Source organism: Lutibacter oricola, from assembly GCF_900106565.1.
Taxonomy (GTDB): domain Bacteria; phylum Bacteroidota; class Bacteroidia; order Flavobacteriales; family Flavobacteriaceae; genus Lutibacter; species Lutibacter oricola.
On record NZ_FNNJ01000009.1, the window covers coordinates 44,404 to 63,405 of the forward strand.

Sequence of the window (19,002 nt, forward strand, 5' to 3'; positions counted from 1 at the left end):
ATTAACTTAATCTTATATCTGAAACTGTTGCTCCGGTTGGTATCATTGGAAATACGTTATCTTCTTGCTCTATAACAACTTCTAAAAAGAAGGCTTCTTTTGAAGCCATCATTGTTTTTATAGCATCTTCTAAATCTTCTCTTTTAGAAACTCTTGTTGCTTCAATATCATAAGCGCCTGCAAGTTTTACAAAATCTGGACTTATCATTTCTGTTGAAGCATAACGTTTATCAAAAAACAACTCTTGCCATTGACGTACCATACCTAAATAACTATTGTTTAAAACTACAATTTTTACTGCAGCTTTTGTTTGAAGAATAGTACCCAACTCATTACAAGTCATTTGGTAACCACCATCTCCAATAATTGCTACAACTTCTCTTTCTGGAACGCCTATTTTTGCTCCAATTGCAGCTGGCAAAGCAAAGCCCATTGTGCCAAGACCTCCTGAAGTAACACTACTTCTAGATTTAATAAAATCTGCATAACGACACGCAAACATTTGGTGTTGCCCTACATCAGACACCACAACAGCATCACCATTAGAAACCTTATTAATTCCGCCTAATACTTCACCCATAGTTAAACCTTCTTTTGTAGGATTTAACTGATCGTTTATTACTTTATCTACTTCAATTTGATATAATTTATCAAACTCACTCATCCAGCTTTTATGATCTGCCTTATCCACAAGCTTCATAACCTCAACTAATGTTTGTTTTACATTACCTAAAACAGCAACATCAGTCTTTACATTTTTATCAATTTCCGCAGGGTCAATATCAAAATGAATTACTTTAGCTTGTTTTGCATATGTGTTTAAATTACCTGTAACACGATCATCAAAACGCATTCCAATAGCAATTAAAACATCACACTCATTTGTTAATACATTTGGTGCATAATTTCCATGCATACCAACCATACCAACATTTAATGGGTGTTTAGTTTCTAAAGCCGATAAACCTAAAGCTGTTGAAGCCGAAGGAATATCTGTTTTTTCTATAAAGTTTTTAAACTCTTGTTCTGCCTCACCTATAATAACACCTTGCCCCCAAACAATAAATGGTTTTTTAGCATTATTAATAATAGTTGCAGCTTCTTGAATTTTTTCAGCATTCATTTTTGGAACAGCACGATAACTTCTTACTTTTTCGCATTTTTCATAAGAATAATCTAACTCTCCAAATTGAGCATCTTTTGTAATATCAATTAAAACTGGCCCTGGTCTACCTGATTTTGCAATGTAAAAAGCTTTAGCCATTACTGCTGGTATTTCAGAAGCTTTTGTAACTTGATAATTCCACTTTGTTACTGGTGTTGAAATACCAATAATATCTGTTTCTTGAAACGCATCTGAACCTAATAAATGAGACGCTACCTGACCTGTAATACAAACCAATGGTGTAGAATCTATTTGAGCATCTGCAATACCTGTTACCAAGTTTGTTGCACCTGGCCCTGAAGTTGCAAAAACAATACCCGGTTTACCGGTAACACGTGCAAAACCTTGAGCTGCGTGAGCAGCACCTTGTTCGTGACGAGTTAATACGTGGTGAAATTTATCGTGATATTTATAAATTTCATCATAAACTGGCATAATTGCACCTCCTGGATATCCAAAAGCTAAATCTGCATTTTCTTCTAGCAAACATCTAATAACCGCTTCGGCTCCTGAAATTTTAACAGTTTTTGCTGTCTCCTTTTGTTTCGCTTCCATGTTTAATGTTTTCATCTCTTAAAATTTATCTGTAACACATCCTTCTGAAGCAGAAGAAACTGTTTTAGCATATTTATATAATATTCCTTTTTTGTGTTTTGGTGCTGGCTCTACCCATTTTGCTTTTCTTTCAGCAAGTATTTCTTCAGAAACTAATACATCTATAGTGTTATTAGCTGCATCAATTTTTATCATATCACCATCTTCTATTAAACCTATATTTCCGCCAGATTGTGCTTCTGGCGTAATATGCCCCACAACAAAACCATGTGTACCTCCAGAAAAACGACCATCAGTAATTAATGCTACTGTTTTACCAAGTCCAGCTCCCATAATCATAGAAGTTGGCTTTAACATTTCTGGCATTCCTGGGCCTCCACGAGGGCCAACATACCTAATTACAACTACATCTCCTTTTGAAACTTTACCTGCTCCAATACCATCATTTGCATCTTGCTCGCTATTAAACACAACTGCTTTACCTTCAAACAAGTTTCCTTCCTTACCACTAATTTTGGCAACTGCACCTTCTAAAGCTAAGTTTCCGAATAAGATTTGTAAGTTCCCTGAAGATTTTAACGCTTTGTCTGTTGGATAAATAACATCTTGCTCATCTTCAAATTTTATAGCCTGAACATCTGCTAAATTTTCAGCAAGTGTTTTACCTGTTATTGTCATACAATCACCGTGTAAAAAACCTTCTTCTAATAAATATTTCATAATTGCTGGCGTACCACCAACCCCATGAACATCTTCCATTAAGTACTCTCCACTTGGTTTTAAATCTGCAATTAACGGAGTTCTATCACTTACTCGTTGAAAATCATCTAACGTAAATTCAATTCCAGCCGCATGTGCAATTGCTAAATAATGCAGCACTGCATTTGTTGAACCACCTAAAGCATTAACCACTGTAATCGCATTTTCTAACGATTTTTTTGTGATTATATCTAAAGGTTTTAAGTCTAACTCCAATAAATTTTTAATAGCTACTGCTATTCGCTCACTTTCAGTTTCTTTATGTGGATTTTCTGCTGGAATAGATGAATTGTACGGTAATGCAAATCCCATAGCTTCAATTGAAGATGCCATTGTGTTTGCCGTATACATTCCACCACAAGCTCCTGCTCCTGGAATAGATCTCTTAATAATTTCTTTGTATTCTTCTTCTGAAATTTCTCCAGCAATTTTTTGTCCAAGCGCTTCAAAAGCAGAAACAATATTTAATTTTCTTCCTTTATAATTTCCCGAAGCAATAGTACCACCGTAAACCATTAATGATGGACGATTTAAACGCAACATTGCCATTATTGCTCCTGGCATATTTTTATCACAACCAACAACGGTAACTAAACCATCGTAACTTTGCGCATTCATTACTATTTCAATAGAATCTGCAATAACATCTCGAGAAGGTAAAGAATAGTTCATTCCTGATGTTCCCATAGAAATACCATCACTAACTCCAATTGTGTTAAATTTTAATCCTACAAGTTCATTTTTATTAACTTCTTCTTGAATAAAACCAGCCAACCCATTTAGGTGCATATTACACGGATTACCATCGTAACCTGTACTAGCAATACCTACCTGAGGCTTATCCATATCGCTATCAGTCAAACCTACGCCATACATCATTGCTTTTGCCGCTGGTTGCGTTGGATCTTGTGTTACTCTTTTACTATATTTATTTAGTTGCATTTTTATTAACAATATTTTATTTTCTTTGAATTATATTCAAAGTTTTTAATTTTTCGCCGCATTTAATTTAACGAACTACAAATTTAATTTTAGCATTTATTATTTTTAGTGTTTTTTATTTTTTATTACAACACTCACTTACTTAATATTGACCATACACTACTGATTTTATGATAGTTAAACCTATTTATTTTACAATGATTATGAAATAAAAAAAACCTCCCTAATAAAATTAGGAAGGTTTTTTAAATATTATTTTGTGCAATATTTTTCCTAATCGGTTTGTGTTTGAATCACAACGACTACAATAGAAATAATATTTACAATAACTTGTTTCATTTTCTTCAACAAATATTAAAAATAATTCACGACTTACAAATTATTTTATCATTTTTTTTGCTTTTTCCTGAATTATACTTTCAACAGATACATTTTTTATATTACTCTCTAACCACGAAATAATATCTAAATACAAAAATGCTCTTCTTTCATAAGGATGATCTTCAAACTTAATAAGCTCTGCATGTAATTCAATAAAAGCATTTTTAATGTCGTGCGGATATATATTACTTAAATTCTTTAAGAACAAAATCATTTTTTCTTGAACCTGATTGTAGTCATTCATTTTTCTTAAAAACTTATATGTAGAAACTATCAGTTTTTCAATATTTAAATCTAAACCAGCTTCGTAATGAGCTACTAAATTTAAAACTCGTGAAAAACATAACAAGTCTTCACGCATTTTTAAATCTTTATTATTAATTATTTTTTGAAGGTAAACAATACATTCTTTGTTTTTACCTGCTCCAAAATACATACAGGCAATTTTATAATAAAACACCATAATATGATGTTCATCAATTCTTGAAGTATGAGACTCAATTTCTTCTAACAATTCATCTACATAACTTAATCCTTCGGTAAAGCGCCCTTCTAAAAAGTATAAATTAAGTTTGTTCTGATTTAAATATAAAAATTTTAGAATTTGTGTATTTGCGTTCAATGCAATATTACCACTATCAATATCTGTTTCTAGCATTGTAAGTACTGAATTGAATTTTGTTTTATGTTTTAAGAGATATAAAGACTCTAACAAATAATTAACTCCTTTCAAATAAAATACAGGATTCTGTTTTTTCATTTCAGGGTTATGTGTAAACAAATCAACCCATTTTTTAGAATACTTAAAACTCGATATAAAATCTTGCATAATTAAGCTTCTCCATAAATAAGCTTTATACAAAAAAAGCTTTTCTCTAAAACCTAAATCTGATAATTGATACTTAGGCAATCGCTTCTCAAAATACTTTGTAATTTCTTTTGAAGTTCCATCATTCTTAACATAACCTTCCTTCAACATTAAACTATACAATTGTAACGATAAATTTGACAGTTTACTAATTCTAACATTACGCAAGCTTAACTCCTTTGCTTGTATAGCCAGCTCATCTGCCCTATTGCTCATACTTCTAGTAATATATTGAGATTCTATCACTTTCTCGAACTGAACAATTTCGTACCCTAAATTATTTTCTCCGTTTTTAAGCGCTAAGTCTTTCGCTTTTTCTAAAATTTTTAAGCTCTGTTTATACAATCCTTTGCTATAAAGTATAGCCGCAAAATCGAATTGCTCTCTTATTTGAGAACGTATATTTTGATGTACTGGATTAAAACGCAAACTCACCAAAATTTGCTTATACAAATGCGCCTTCGTATTCGAAATTTGTTGCTTTTTAATTTTAGTTTTTTTCAAAATTAACTCATCATTATAATCGCTAACTTTATCTAACAAATTAAATAGCGTCATAAAATTCGCTTCGGAATTTCCACCTAACCTACCAACATATAGCTTAAATTGCCTCTTTTCTGATTTAGACAAAGATTTAATTAATGAAAAAAGTGCATCTTTTTGCTCAATAGCCATTGTAACTGAAATATTTTTATTTAATTGTTTTTCAACAACTTAAACCCTATACGGATAAATTGAATATAGTAAACTTACGTAATTATTACAAGAAAGGAATAACCTATAAGTATATTTTTGATTTTCAAATGTGATAAAAAAAAATCAATAATGAGTAATAATAGAGTCCAAATTTTTGACACCACCTTAAGAGACGGAGAGCAGGTCCCTGGCTGTAAATTAAATACACAACAAAAATTAGTTATAGCCGAACGACTAGATTTATTAGGTGTTGATGTAATTGAAGCTGGATTCCCAATCTCTAGCCCAGGAGATTTTACTTCTGTAGAAGAAATTTCTAAACTAGTAAAAAACGCAACAGTTTGTGGCTTAACTAGAGCAAATAAAAAAGATATCGAAGTTGCTGCTGACGCTTTAAAATATGCCAAAAGACCTAGAATCCATACAGGTATTGGAACTTCAGAATCTCATATTAAATTTAAATTCGCTTCAACACAAGAAAAAATTATAGAACGTGCTTATGATGCCGTTGCTTTTTCTAAATCTTTTGTTGAAGATGTTGAATTTTATGCTGAAGATGCAGGTAGAACAGATAATGAATATTTAGCAAGAGTTTTGGAAGCTGTAATTAAAGCCGGAGCAACTGTTGTAAACATTCCAGACACTACAGGTTATTGTTTGCCAGATGAATATGGAGCTAAAATTAAATACTTAAAAGAAAACGTAAAAGGTATAGACAATGTTATAATTTCTTGCCATTGCCATAACGATTTAGGTTTAGCAACTGCTAACGCAATAGCAGGAGTTCAAAATGGAGCTAGACAAATTGAATGTACAATTAATGGTATTGGAGAGCGAGCTGGAAACACTGCTTTAGAAGAAGTTGTAATGATTTTAAAACAACATCCTTACCTTAATTTAGATACTGGTATTAACACAAAACTTTTATACGATACAAGCTTACTTGTGCAGCGAAGTATGGGAATGATTGTACAACCTAACAAAGCAGTTGTTGGTGAAAATGCTTTTGCTCACAGTTCTGGAATTCACCAAGATGGTGTTATTAAAAACCGTGAAACTTATGAAATTATGGACCCAGCAGATGTTGGTGTTACAGAATCTTCAATTGTTCTAACTGCAAGAAGTGGTAGAGCTGCATTAGCTTATAGAGCAAAAAATGTAGGTTACGATTTAACTAAAATTGAGTTAGATGATGTTTATCCTCAATTTTTAAAATTTGCAGATAAGCATAAAGAAGTTAATGATGAAGATATTCACCATTTAATGGAATTAAATCATGTTGCAAAATCTAATACTGCAATATAATTTAGTTACTTTTGAAGTAAGAATTTGAAAATGATAGATTATGAAGTTGAAAATAGCCTTACTTCCTGGAGATGGAATTGGACCCGAAGTTATTCAACAAGCCGTTAAAGTATTAAACGCTATTGCTGAAAAGTATACGCATACTTTCGAATACAGCAAAGGTTTAGTTGGCGATGTTGCAATAAAAGAATTTAACAACCCATTACCCGAAGAAACTTTAAAAATTTGTGCCGATGCAGATGCCATACTATTTGGTGCTATTGGCGATCCAAAATACGACAACAATCCTAACGCTGAAGTAAGACCTGAACAAGGCCTACTTCAGCTTAGAAAAAAACTAGGCCTTTTTGCAAATATTAGACCTGTACACACTTACACATCTTTACTTCATAAATCTAATTTAAAAGAACACGTAATTGACGGAGCCGACTTAGTTATTTACCGTGAATTAACTGGTGGAATTTATTTTGGAGAAAGAAAACTAAGTGATGATAAATTATCAGCTGTAGATACTTGTAACTATTCTGTTGAAGAAATAGATAGAATTGCAATACTAGCTTTTGAAGCCGCTAAACTTAGACGAAAAAAACTTACCCTTGTAGATAAATCTAACGTTTTAGAAACTTCTAAACTTTGGAGAACAAGAGTTGCCGAAATTTCAAAACAATTTCCAAGTGTAAAACTCAACTTCTTATATGCAGATAACGCTGCAATGCAACTAATTTTAAAACCTACTCAGTTTGATATTATATTAACTGAAAATATGATAGGAGACATCCTTTCTGATGAAGCAAGTGTAATTTCAGGATCAATAGGTTTATTGGCATCTGCATCCATTGGTAAACATACAGCACTTTTTGAACCAATCCACGGGTCGTACCCTACTGCAAAAGGAAAAAACATAGCAAATCCTTTAGCTGCTATACTTTCTGCAGCTATGCTGCTAGATCATTTTGAATTGTATGATGAAGCAGAAAACATAAGATTAGCAGTTGAAAAATCTATAGACCTTAATATAACAACACCAGATTTAAATACAACAAATCATTTTTCAACAACAAATGTTGGAAACTTTATAAGCGATTTTATTCTAGACGACGACAACACGTTTTACAATAAAAGCAATATAGATCTTGGTCAATCTACCATAATTTAACAAAACCTTATTATCAACCAGAAATACTTCAAATTAAAAAAAAAGTTATTTTTGTGAATATTAGAAATACATTACATACAATTTTATAATGTATAGTAATTATTTAATTAAAGTAGCGACAAAAAAGGCAAAGCGTAAATTTATGACAGCTAAAGAGAACATAATTCATAAAATAATTGAGAGTAAAAACAAACCTCAATTAGATTTTAGTTTAAAGCGAAAAACAGAAGCTTTTACAAACAATTTGTTCAATACTCTATTCGATTCTAATGAATGCGTTGAAAATAATATTGAGCAATTAGAAGCAGATTTTAAAGAAATTTACAACTTAGCTATTAAAAGCGTTAATCATTGCTGCGAAGATATTTGGAATGATTTTTTAAGAGGATTACCAGAAATTTTTGAAAATCTAAATGCAGATGCTAAATCTTTAGTTGATAATGATCCTGCTTCTAACAATATTGAAGAGGTTTATTTAGCTTACCCAGGATTTTATGCCGTTGCTATTTATAGGTTAAGTCATTCACTTTTTAAATTAAAAGCACCTCTTATTCCTCGATTAATGAGTGAATATGCACATAGTAAAACAGGAACTGATATTCATCCTGGAGCAACTATTGGAAAATCATTTTTTATTGACCACGCAACAGGAACTGTAATTGGTGAAACGTGTATAATTAAAGATAATGTAAAAATTTATCAAGGTGTTACTTTAGGTGCTTTACAAGTTTCTAAAGAGTTGAAAAATGTAAAGCGTCATCCTACTGTAGAAAATAATGTAACTATTTACGCAAACGCCACAATTTTAGGAGGAGAAACAGTGATTGGAGAAAATTGTATTATTGGAGGTAACGTATGGATTACAGAATCTGTACCACCAAACTCTTTGGTTTATCACAAACCAGAAACACAACTTAAGCAAAAGAAAGTATGATCGAAAATATAACTAGTTTAGTAGGAAACACACCCCTAGTAAAACTAAATTCTGTAATACAAAAAAAAGAAATTGAACTATACGTAAAACTAGAAGGAAACAATCCTGCAGGAAGTGTAAAAGATCGTGCTGCAAGAAATATGATTGTTTCTGCTTTAGAACGTGGTGATATAAAAAAAGGTGATTATTTAATTGAAGCTACAAGTGGAAACACTGGTATTGCTTTAGCTATGGTTGCTCAACAATACGGCTTAAAAATGGAGTTGGTAATGCCTGAAAATTCCACTAAAGAACGTGTACAAACAATGCGTGCTTACGGTGCAAAAGTTACCTTAACTTCAAAAGATGTTGGTATTGAAGGTTCTAGAGCTTATGCTGAAAAAGTAGCCAAAGAAAAAGGTTATGTTATTTTAGATCAATTTGCAAATGACGATAATTGGAAAGCTCACTACAAAACCACAGGGCCAGAAATTTGGGAAGCTACAAATGGAGAAATCACTCACTTTGTATCTGCAATGGGAACTACTGGTACAATTATGGGAACTTCTACTTATTTAAAAGAACAAAATAGCGAAATTCAAATTATTGGAGCACAACCTATGGACGGTTCAAGTATTCCTGGAATTAGAAAATGGTCTCCTGAGTTTGTACCAAAAATCTTCAACCCTAAAAAAGTAGATCAAGTAATCGAAGTTAATGAAGATGAAGCTCGAGAAATGACCAAACGATTAGCTAAAGAAGAAGGTGTTTTCTGCGGAATGAGTGGTGGTGGTGCTGTTGTTGCTGCTATTAAACTTTCAGAAACCATTGAAAATGGCAAATTAGTTACTATAATTCCTGATAGAGGTGATCGTTATTTATCATCTGACTTATTTGAATAAAACGTTGTAGTTTTTATAACATTTATTAATTGTATTACATACGCTTTTATTGTATTTTTGTGACTCACAAATCCTTAGTTACTTACCAATGAATAAAATTCAAATGGTTGACCTAAAGGGTCAATACAATAAAATAGAAAAACAAATAGACGAAAAAGTCTTAGAAGTTTTAAAATCTACAGCATATATAAACGGACCAGAAGTCCACGCTTTTCAAAAAGAATTAGAAGAATATTTAGGTGTTAAAAACGTAATTCCTTGTGCCAACGGTACAGATGCTTTGCAAATTGCAATGATGGGATTAGGTCTTCAACCTGGTGATGAAGTTATTACAGCCGATTTTACTTTTGCAGCTACTGTTGAAGTTATTGGGTTGCTAAACTTAACACCTGTTTTGGTTGACGTTGAAAAAGACACCTTCAATATAGATATTAATGCTATTAAAAAAGCAATTACACCAAAAACAAAAGCTATTGTGCCAGTTCATTTATACGGACAGTGCGCAAATATGGATGCTGTTTTGGAAATTGCAAAAGAGCACAACTTATTTGTAATTGAAGATACTGCACAAGCAATTGGAGCAAATTATACGTTTAAAGATGGTTCTAAAAAGAAAGCTGGAACTATTGGTAATGTAGGTACAACTTCTTTTTTCCCTTCTAAAAATTTAGGATGTTACGGTGATGGTGGTGCAATTTTTACTGATGATGATGATTTAGCTCATATTATTAGAGGAATGGTAAACCACGGAATGTACAAACGTTATTACCACGATGTAGTTGGAGTAAATTCTAGATTAGACAGTATTCAAGCTGCTATTTTAAGAATTAAATTACCATTATTAAATGGTTATTGTGAAGCTAGAGGAAAAGCTGCAGCTTATTATTCTAATGCATTCGCTTCAAACCAAAACATTGTAACACCTGCAATAAGTGATTTTACTTCGCACGTATTTCACCAATACACATTACAAATATTAAATGGTAAACGTGATGAATTACATCAGCATTTATTAGATAATGGAATTCCAAATGCAATATATTACCCAGTTCCATTACATAGTCAAAAAGCATATGCAGATGAACGTTACAACGAAGCAGACTTTCCTGTAACCAATGAATTAAAAGATACAGTTATTTCTTTACCAATGCATACTGAGTTAGAGGAAGAACAATTAGAATTTATTACATCTACAATATTAAATTTTATTAAATAAATTATGAAAAAAGTATTAGTAACAGGAGGTTTAGGATTTATTGGATCTCACACCGTGGTTGAACTACAAAATGAAGGGTTTGAAGTTTTAATAATCGATAACTTATCGAATTCAAGTATTGAAGTTTTAGATAGAATAACATCAATTACTGGAACTAAACCAGCTTATTTTAATATAGACTTAAGAGAAAAAGCTGCTGTTAAAGATTTTTTTGCAAATAATAAAATAGATGGAATAATTCATTTTGCAGCATCAAAAGCTGTAGGTGAAAGTGTTCAAAAGCCATTAGAATATTACGAAAACAATATTGGAACTTTAGTATACATTCTTCAAGAATTAAAAGCTAACAACTTAAATAATTTCATTTTTAGTTCTTCTTGTACAGTTTACGGGCAAGCGGATGAATTACCAATTACTGAAAACGCACCAATAAAACCTGCTGAATCTCCTTATGGAAATACTAAACAAATTGGTGAAGAGATTATTAAAGATGCTACTAAAATTTCAGAATTAAAAGCAATTGCTTTACGTTACTTCAATCCTATTGGAGCACACGCAACTGCAAAAATTGGAGAATTACCAATTGGTGTACCTCAAAACTTAATTCCTTTTGTTGTGCAAACTGCAGCTGGTATTAGAGAAGAGCTTTCTGTTTTTGGTAGCGATTACGATACTCCTGATGGAACTGCTGTTCGTGATTACATTCACGTAGTAGATTTAGCAAAAGCACATATTGTTGCTTTAAAAAGATTAATTGAAGATAACAATAAAGCACAATACGAAGTATTTAATTTAGGTACCGGTAAAGGAAACTCTGTTTTAGAAGTAATTAAATCTTTTGAAAAAGTTACGGGTAAAAAAGTAAACTACAAACTAGTTGATAAAAGAGCTGGTGATATTACTGCAGCTTATGCAGATACAAATTATGCTAAAGATGAATTAGGTTGGAAAACGGAACTTACTTTAGACGATGCACTACTATCGGCCTGGAAATGGCAAGAAACTTTATAATAAAAAAAGCCTCTGATTTTCAGAGGCTTTTTTATTAAAATCCATTTATCGACAGTAATTTTCTGTTTATCGATAGTTAAACCTTACTTGTCTTAATTTTCAAATTACACCCAAAAACAACAATATTTTTGACGTATAATTAATCATTGAAAATTATGAATTCAAGAATATATATACTAATCTTACTTTTTGCAGCTACGTTTACAACGTACGCTCAAGACACGCATAAAGATGTTCATAACGTAACAATAGGAGTACCAGAAGTTGCATTACTAGATTTAGAATCTTCAAAAGATAAAAACATCGAATTCAACATACAAGCTCCAACTGAAGCCGGAAGTGCTGTAAAAATTACAAATATGAATTATGATATGTGGATTAACTACTCATCAATAGTTGGTTCAAAAAACGCATCTAGAAGTGTTAATGTGCAAATTACTGACGGGAAAGTTGCCGATGGATTACAGTTATATATTTATGCATGGGGAGATGCAAAAGGTGGAAGCGGGCAAATGGGTAGCTCTTCTAAATATCTTATGAAATTATCAGGCACTGAAGCAATCTCAATAATTACTGGAATTGGAAGTGCATACACAGGAAATGGGCCAAACAAAGGACACAGAGTACTTTATTACTTAACAAAAAGTAGCGATAAAGATTATTATTCTAAATTAAATTCAGATCAATCAGAAACATTAACAATTACATATACATTAACTGACGATTAATAAAAATATTATAACCATAAAAAAAGCCGCTTAAAGCGGCTTTTTTTAGTTCTATTCTTTTATTTTAGATACTTGCTCCACTTGCAGCAACACTTCTATCAATTTTACGCATTAAGCCTTGTAATACTTTACCAGGACCAACTTCAACAAATTCAGTACCGCCATCCGCAATCATAGCTTGTACACATTGTGTCCAACGTACTGGAGCCGTTAATTGTGCAATTAAATTCTCTTTAATTTCTTCTGGACTAGTCACAGCTTTAGCAACTACATTTTGGTAAACCGGACAAGTAGGTTCACTAAATGTTGTGTTTTTAATTGCTTCAGCTAACTCTTCTCTAGCTGGCGCCATTAAAGGTGAGTGAAATGCTCCTCCAACTGGCAATTTTAATGCACGTCTTGCTCCTTTTTCAGTTAACGCTGCACACGCTTTGTCAATAGCTTCAATTTCTCCAGAAATAACTAATTGACCTGGACAGTTATAATTTGCTGCAATTACAACTCCATCAATACTAGCACAAACTTCTTCAACAACCTCATCATCTAACCCTAACACTGCTGCCATTGTAGATTCTTGAGCTTCACACGCTTTTTGCATAGCTAAAGCTCTTTTTGAAACTAGTTTTAAACCATCTTCAAAAGTTAAAACACCATTTGCTACCAACGCAGAAAGTTCTCCTAAAGAATGACCAGCAACCATTTCTGGTTTAAAATCGTCTCCTAAAACTTTAGCTAAAATTACAGAGTGTAAAAATATAGCTGGTTGTGTTACTTTTGTTTGTTTTAATTGTTCTGGAGTTCCTTCAAACATAATATCTGTAATTGGGAATCCTAAAATTTCGTTTGCTTGTTCAAATAATTCTTGAGCAGCAGGATGGTTTTCGTATAAATCTAATCCCATACCTGTAAATTGTGCTCCTTGACCTGGAAAAATATATGCTTTCATATTGTATTGTTTCAATTTAATTTCAAGATGCAAAAATAGTAATTATTTGTTATATTCGTGTCAAGTAACTACAAATGAATAACAAACTTAAATCTGAAGCGCTTACAATTTATTTAATTTTAGCTTCTATGTTTATAGCAGCTTTAGTAGCTTCGAACTTAATATTTCAAAAATTCTTTTATTGGAACCCATTTGGATTGTTTAGGTTTGAACTTTCTGTAGGTATTTTACCGTATCCAATTACTTTTTTAGTTACCGATATAATTTCAGAAATATATGGAAGAAAAAAGGCTAATCAAGTTGTAATTGCCGGTATTTTTGCTTCCTTTTTCTCTATGCTAATTGTGTTTGTAGCTAATTATACACCTGCTATTGAGAGCTCTCCGGTAAATAATGCTATTTTCTCTCAAGTTTTTGGCCTGTCACCAATAGCCGTTTTAGCATCGATGTTGGCCTATTTATTTGCGCAATTTATTGATATAAAAGTTTTTCACTTTTGGAAACGCATAACTAATGGTAAACATTTATGGTTGCGTAATAATTTCTCTACCTTCTCTTCTCAATTAATAGATACACTAACGGTAGTAACTTTACTTTGTAGTTTTAAAGTTTTACCGTGGAGCTTATTCTATACACTTGTAATTAGTGGATTTTTGTTTAAAATATTAATTGCACTTTTAGACACACCAATATTATATTTTATTGTGTTTTTATTTAGAAGTAGATTTAAATTAAAAGTTGGTGAAGAAATTCAAATTCATTAATAAAATTTTAGCATAATATTTTTACTATTCTTCATTTTTTTTCGTTTTATTTGAACTCGCTAAAATTGTTTGATTTATGAAAAAAGTTGTAAAAATATTTATAGGTTTATTAATTGTTATTTTAGGAATATTAATAGCCATTCCTTATTTTTTTGAAGATAAAATTGTAGAACTTATAAAAGAAACTGCAAACAACAATGTAAATGCAAAAGTAGATTTTAACAATGTTGATATTAGTTTAATTTCTAGCTTTCCAAATGCAAAAGTTAGCTTAAACAACTTATTAATTATCAACAAAAAACCTTTTGAAGGAGATACGTTGGCAAGTGTAAAAAATATTGCTCTTAAAATGCCCATTTCGAGTTTATTCTCATCTTCATCTAACAAAATAAAAGTGAGTTATATTTCTGTTGAAGAAGGAAATATTAATGTTTTAGTTAATAAAAACGGAGAAGCAAATTATAATATTGCTAAAGAAAACACAACCTCAACTACAGAAAATAACGAAGAAAAAAGTGGGCTAAAGTTACAATTAGATGGCTACTCCATTGAAAATAGTAATATTTATTATACAGATACTTCTTCAAAAATGACTTTAAAACTAGAAAACTTTAACCATAAAGGAAGTGGTAATTTTTCTGAAGCTGTTTCTGAACTTAAAACAGAAACTAGCTCTAACGTTTCATTTAATTATGAAGATGCTAGCTATTTAAAAAATAATTCAATCCAGTTAAAAGCAGCTATAGCAATGGATTTGAACGAACAAAAATTTACTTTTTTAGAAAACGAAGCGCTTATAAACCAACTCCCTTTAATTTTTGATGGGTTTGTAAAAATGAATGAATCAAATCAAGAAATTGATATTCATTTTAAAACTCCTTCATCTGAATTTAAAAACTTTTTAGCACTAATTCCTGAACAATACTCAAAAGATATTAGTGATGTAAAAACAACTGGTAAATTCTCTGTTGAAGGAAACGCTAATGGAATTATTGACGATAAACACATTCCAAAATTAACTATTAAACTAGCCTCTAACAATGCAAGTTTTAAGTATCCAGATTTACCAAAAACTATTGAAAACATTCAAATAAAAACAACCATTTTAAATACTACTGGAATTACCAACGATACAAAGGTGAATATTCAAAATTTATCGTTTAAAATTGATGATGATGCTTTTACTTCAAGTGCATTTATTAGCAATATAATTAACAACCCTAAAGTAAAAGCCAAAGCTAAAGGAACTATAGATTTAGTAAAAATTAGCAAGGCATACCCAATGGAAAATGTTAAAAATTTACAAGGAATTGTAAATGCAGATTTTGAAACTGCTTTTGATATGAAATCTATTGAAAATAAGCAGTATGAAAACACCCAAAATTCTGGTCATATTAATTTGTCTAATTTTAATTATGAAGGAGATGAAATGGCAAGTCCGTTAGATATTTCTACCGCAAAAGTTACTTTTAATACTAGAACGGTACAGTTAAATAATTTTGAAGCCAAAACAGGAAAATCTGATTTAAAAATGAACGGAACCATAGAAAACCTAATTGGCTTTGTTCTAAATAATGAAGATATAAAAGGGAATTTTAACCTAAATTCTAACAACTTTAATGTAAACGATTTTATGGTTGCTGAAGCTGAAACTTCAGAAAAAGAATCTACCGAAAACACAACAACAGAGCAATTAAAAATTCCTTCATTTTTAGATTGTACCATTACTGCAAATGCTTCAAATGTTGTTTATGATAATTTAAACTTAAAAAACACAAAAGGAACATTAATTATAAAAGATGAAAAAGTAGATTTAAAAAATTTATCATCTAGCTTATTTAATGGTAATATTGTTTTAAATGGAAATGTTTCTACCAAAACCAAAACACCAACTTTTGCTTTTAATATGGGTATTAAAAATTTTGACATTGCGCAATCTTTCACCCAATTAGATATGTTTAGTGCTTTGGCACCAATTGCAAATACACTTCAGGGAAAAATAAATACTGATTTAAAAGTTTCGGGTAATTTAAATGATGATTTAACTCCAAATCTTGCTACAATTAGTGGTAATGGTCTTTCTGAATTATTAACTTCAAAAACTAGTTTAGAAAACTCTAAAGCACTTTCGTTATTAAGCTCTAACCTTAATTTTATTGATTTAAAAAAACTAGATTTAGATAAAATTAAAGCCTCAATAGCTTTTGAAAATGGAAAAGTTGCTATTAAACCTTTTAATGTAGATTATAAAGATATTCCTATTGAAATTAGTGGTAAACACGGTTTTGACCAAACAATGGATTACAATGTTACTTTTGATGTGCCTGCAAAATATTTAGGTGGTGATGCTGCAAACCTTATTGCAAAATTAAGCGAACAAGAAAAGGATAAAATTACCGTTCCTGTAACGGCAAATATTTTAGGGTCATTTACAAAACCAAGTGTAAAAACCGATTTAAAACAAGCTGTAACCAACCTAACAAAACAATTAGTTGCTAAGCAAAAAAATAAATTAATTGATAAAGGTACTAACGAGTTAACTAAATTATTAAACGATAACAAAAAAGAAACAGACTCTACAAAAACCAATTCGAACGACTTAATTAAAAATACGGCAAACGACTTAATTAAAGGATTGTTTAAAAAGAAAAAGAGAGACACTGCTAAAAAACAGTAAACTTAATGCCAATATTTTTGGCATACTTTTTGAAATATTTAAATCAAATAGGTAACAAAATAAGCTACTTATTGATTTATAAGTGTAAGTGAAACATAAAGTAAATGCACAGCATCACTAAAAAGAAACATTTACAAATATAAATCCCAACTAAAAAAAGTCAAAACCCTATTTTTGAAATTTTAAAATTTTGGTATTTTTTAGGTTAAAAATAGTTGAGTCTTCAAATAAAAGACATCAATATTTAACTCTAATTAATGTTACTTGTGCAGTATATTGTTAACTCGAACCTTATTTTAGAGGCCTCTTTTTAATCATACCACCTTTGGTATCTTTAATGCTATTCATAAACAAAAAAGCATCTGGATCTATTTTGTCAATTTCAGTTTTTAACTTTCTAATTTCTAGCCTAGTTACTATTGTGTAAATAATATCTTTTGGTTCTGATGATTTTCCTTCTTTTACATATCCGCCTTTACCAGAATAAATAGTTAATCCTCTTCCTAATGTCTCGGTTATCATTTCTCTAATACTTTCACTTTTGTCTGAAATAATTGTAATACCCGTGTACTCCTCTACTCCTTCAATAATAAAATCTACTGTTTTAGCAGCCGCTATATATGTTAACATTGCATATAATGCAACTTCAACAGATAAAATATAAGCTCCAAAACAAAATATTACAACGTTAAAAAGTAAAATTATATCTCCTATAGAAAGCCCCGTTTTTTTACTTAAATATATTGCTAAAACCTCAGTACCGTCTATAACTGCACCACCACGAATTGATAAACCAATTCCACCACCTAAAAAGAATCCGCCAAAAACAGCAATTAATAACTTATCGGAAGTAATCAACGGATAAGGAATTAGATAAATTGACAATGCCAACATAACAATTGCAAAAATACTTTTGAAAGCAAATTGCTTTCCAATTTGCCAAAAACCTAAAATAATAAAAGGTAAATTAACAACTACAACTAATACAGAAAGTGGAAATTTTGTGGTTTCAGAAATTAATAAAGCAATTCCCATTGCACCACCATCAATAAATAAATTAGGTAATAAAAATCCTTTTAAACCAAAACCTGCACAAAACACACCTACTAAAATGAACAATACATCTTTACCTATATGTGTTAAATTAAATTTGAATGTACTTTTTTGGTTTATTAAAAACGATTTATTACTCATATATTAGTTAATTAATTGAAATTAATACTTTAAAACCTTCATTATTTCTAACATTAAAAACAGTTGAATCTTCGAATAACAAATACTGCCCTTTTACTCCAATTAATTTACCTGTGTAACTTTGAGTTTTCTCAATATTTAAAGATTTTACCTTGCTAGAATATTGTTGAACTGGATACTTAATTTCAGTAACATTGTTATTATTTTCTAAAAAGTAAGGCTTTACTTCTTCTGGAATGTATTGTTTTAACTTCTCTCGAGTTTCAATTAAATCTTCTTCAGAAATATCGTTTTTAAGCATTTTTTGCCAACTTGTTTTATCGGCAACAAACTCTTTTAAAGCAACCTCGGTAATACCGGCTAAATATCTATTTGGCACTTCAACAATTTCAATTGCTTTAGTAGCTCCTTGATCTATCCAACGTGTTGGAACTTGTGTTTTACGCGTTACACCAACTTTTACATTGCTAGAAAGTGCTAAATACACAATATGTGGCTTCAATTGCACTTCTTTTTCGTATGCTAAATCACGATCTTCAATATCTAAATGCGCTTTACTCAATTCTGGTTTCATAATCCAATCTCCAACTGCTGCGCTTTTATAAAAACAATCGTAACAGAATCCTTGACGAAATATTTTTTTTGCTTTTCCACAACACATACATTGGTAACCTTCAAAACTAATTTCTAAGGTTCTACCCAATAATTGATTCAAGTTCAAAAAATTATTATCAGTATCAAGGTAATATTGAACTTCTTCGCCCAATTCTGTCATCATTTTTTTTAAAACTGCTGTGTATTGCATAAAAGTTTTTCTTAAATTT

Annotated in this window: 15 protein-coding genes; 9 read left to right on the top strand and 6 right to left on the bottom strand. The window is 30.8% G+C overall.

What is annotated here, in order from left to right; all coding sequences use genetic code 11:
* Position 1: 1 nt before the first annotated feature.
* The 3 genes from ilvB to BLU40_RS13930 form a co-directional block, all read right to left on the bottom strand.
* Complete coding sequence (gene ilvB, locus BLU40_RS13920; protein WP_090124806.1) at positions 2-1,735, bottom strand: biosynthetic-type acetolactate synthase large subunit; 1,734 nt, start codon at positions 1,733-1,735, stop codon at positions 2-4.
* A gap of 3 nt (positions 1,736-1,738) precedes the next feature.
* Entirely contained in the window at positions 1,739-3,421 is a 1,683-nt protein-coding gene (ilvD, locus tag BLU40_RS13925; RefSeq protein ID WP_090125050.1) for a dihydroxy-acid dehydratase, read from the bottom strand.
* 379 nt (positions 3,422-3,800) lie between these two features.
* Positions 3,801-5,345: a hypothetical protein gene (locus tag BLU40_RS13930; protein ID WP_090124809.1), complete on the bottom strand. Its 1,545-nt coding sequence runs from the start codon at positions 5,343-5,345 to the stop codon at positions 3,801-3,803.
* A gap of 150 nt (positions 5,346-5,495) precedes the next feature.
* Here BLU40_RS13930 and BLU40_RS13935 point away from each other — a divergent pair, with 150 nt between their 5' ends.
* The 7 genes from BLU40_RS13935 to BLU40_RS13965 all read left to right on the top strand — a co-directional run bounded on the left by BLU40_RS13935 (position 5,496) and on the right by BLU40_RS13965 (position 12,597).
* Positions 5,496-6,671, top strand: a complete 1,176-nt coding sequence (locus BLU40_RS13935) for a 2-isopropylmalate synthase (protein ID WP_090124812.1) — start codon at positions 5,496-5,498, stop codon at positions 6,669-6,671.
* A 40-nt stretch (positions 6,672-6,711) separates the two neighbouring features.
* On the top strand, positions 6,712-7,827 hold the full coding sequence (leuB, locus tag BLU40_RS13940; RefSeq protein ID WP_090124815.1) for a 3-isopropylmalate dehydrogenase: 1,116 nt from the start codon (positions 6,712-6,714) through the stop codon (positions 7,825-7,827).
* 142 nt (positions 7,828-7,969) lie between these two features.
* Positions 7,970-8,761 (top strand): serine O-acetyltransferase EpsC, encoded by a 792-nt coding sequence (epsC, locus tag BLU40_RS13945; RefSeq protein WP_090125053.1) that lies wholly within the window; start codon positions 7,970-7,972, stop codon positions 8,759-8,761.
* On the top strand, positions 8,758-9,642 hold the full coding sequence (gene cysM, locus BLU40_RS13950) for a cysteine synthase CysM (RefSeq protein ID WP_090124818.1): 885 nt from the start codon (positions 8,758-8,760) through the stop codon (positions 9,640-9,642). The genes epsC and cysM overlap by 4 nt, the downstream gene beginning before the upstream one ends.
* A gap of 88 nt (positions 9,643-9,730) precedes the next feature.
* Positions 9,731-10,858, top strand: a complete 1,128-nt coding sequence (locus BLU40_RS13955; protein ID WP_090124821.1) for a DegT/DnrJ/EryC1/StrS family aminotransferase — start codon at positions 9,731-9,733, stop codon at positions 10,856-10,858.
* A 3-nt stretch (positions 10,859-10,861) separates the two neighbouring features.
* Positions 10,862-11,869 (top strand): UDP-glucose 4-epimerase GalE, encoded by a 1,008-nt coding sequence (gene galE, locus BLU40_RS13960; protein WP_090124824.1) that lies wholly within the window; start codon positions 10,862-10,864, stop codon positions 11,867-11,869.
* Positions 11,870-12,024: 155 nt separating this feature from the next.
* Entirely contained in the window at positions 12,025-12,597 is a 573-nt protein-coding gene (locus tag BLU40_RS13965) for a hypothetical protein (RefSeq protein WP_090124827.1), read from the top strand.
* Between the two features lie 64 nt (positions 12,598-12,661).
* Here the strand turns inward: BLU40_RS13965 and fabD are convergent, their stop codons facing one another.
* The gene (gene fabD / locus BLU40_RS13970) at positions 12,662-13,543 is read right to left on the bottom strand and encodes an ACP S-malonyltransferase (RefSeq protein ID WP_090124830.1); all 882 of its coding nucleotides are present in this window, start codon (positions 13,541-13,543) and stop codon (positions 12,662-12,664) included.
* 74 nt (positions 13,544-13,617) lie between these two features.
* Here fabD and BLU40_RS13975 point away from each other — a divergent pair, with 74 nt between their 5' ends.
* Positions 13,618-14,307 (top strand): queuosine precursor transporter, encoded by a 690-nt coding sequence (locus tag BLU40_RS13975; RefSeq protein WP_090124832.1) that lies wholly within the window; start codon positions 13,618-13,620, stop codon positions 14,305-14,307.
* Between the two features lie 76 nt (positions 14,308-14,383).
* Positions 14,384-16,984 carry an AsmA-like C-terminal region-containing protein gene (locus tag BLU40_RS13980; protein ID WP_090124836.1) on the top strand — a complete coding sequence of 867 codons (2,601 nt, stop codon included), beginning with the start codon at positions 14,384-14,386 and terminating at the stop codon, positions 16,982-16,984.
* 291 nt (positions 16,985-17,275) lie between these two features.
* Here BLU40_RS13980 and BLU40_RS13985 read toward each other — a convergent pair whose 3' ends face one another.
* Both BLU40_RS13985 and BLU40_RS13990 read right to left on the bottom strand, forming a co-directional pair.
* Positions 17,276-18,178, bottom strand: a complete 903-nt coding sequence (locus tag BLU40_RS13985; protein ID WP_090124839.1) for a YitT family protein — start codon at positions 18,176-18,178, stop codon at positions 17,276-17,278.
* Positions 18,179-18,185: 7 nt separating this feature from the next.
* Positions 18,186-18,983: a DUF2797 domain-containing protein gene (locus tag BLU40_RS13990; protein WP_090124842.1), complete on the bottom strand. Its 798-nt coding sequence runs from the start codon at positions 18,981-18,983 to the stop codon at positions 18,186-18,188.
* Between the last annotated feature and the right edge of the window lie 19 nt (positions 18,984-19,002).

Bases quoted from the DNA above. Each gene is read 5' to 3' on its own strand.
- cysM (WP_090124818.1), top strand. From the start codon at position 8,758: ATGATCGAAAATATAACTAGTTTAGTAGGAAACACACCCCTAGTAAAA.
- BLU40_RS13975 (WP_090124832.1), top strand. From the start codon at position 13,618: ATGAATAACAAACTTAAATCTGAAGCGCTTACAATTTATTTAATTTTA.
- BLU40_RS13935 (WP_090124812.1), top strand. From the start codon at position 5,496: ATGAGTAATAATAGAGTCCAAATTTTTGACACCACCTTAAGAGACGGA.
- BLU40_RS13955 (WP_090124821.1), top strand. From the start codon at position 9,731: ATGAATAAAATTCAAATGGTTGACCTAAAGGGTCAATACAATAAAATA.
- ilvB (WP_090124806.1), bottom strand. From the start codon at position 1,735: ATGAAAACATTAAACATGGAAGCGAAACAAAAGGAGACAGCAAAAACT.
- BLU40_RS13930 (WP_090124809.1), bottom strand. From the start codon at position 5,345: ATGGCTATTGAGCAAAAAGATGCACTTTTTTCATTAATTAAATCTTTG.
- ilvD (WP_090125050.1), bottom strand. From the start codon at position 3,421: ATGCAACTAAATAAATATAGTAAAAGAGTAACACAAGATCCAACGCAA.
- BLU40_RS13965 (WP_090124827.1), top strand. From the start codon at position 12,025: ATGAATTCAAGAATATATATACTAATCTTACTTTTTGCAGCTACGTTT.
- epsC (WP_090125053.1), top strand. From the start codon at position 7,970: ATGACAGCTAAAGAGAACATAATTCATAAAATAATTGAGAGTAAAAAC.
- BLU40_RS13985 (WP_090124839.1), bottom strand. From the start codon at position 18,178: ATGAGTAATAAATCGTTTTTAATAAACCAAAAAAGTACATTCAAATTT.
- fabD (WP_090124830.1), bottom strand. From the start codon at position 13,543: ATGAAAGCATATATTTTTCCAGGTCAAGGAGCACAATTTACAGGTATG.
- BLU40_RS13980 (WP_090124836.1), top strand. From the start codon at position 14,384: ATGAAAAAAGTTGTAAAAATATTTATAGGTTTATTAATTGTTATTTTA.
- leuB (WP_090124815.1), top strand. From the start codon at position 6,712: ATGAAGTTGAAAATAGCCTTACTTCCTGGAGATGGAATTGGACCCGAA.
- galE (WP_090124824.1), top strand. From the start codon at position 10,862: ATGAAAAAAGTATTAGTAACAGGAGGTTTAGGATTTATTGGATCTCAC.
- BLU40_RS13990 (WP_090124842.1), bottom strand. From the start codon at position 18,983: ATGCAATACACAGCAGTTTTAAAAAAAATGATGACAGAATTGGGCGAA.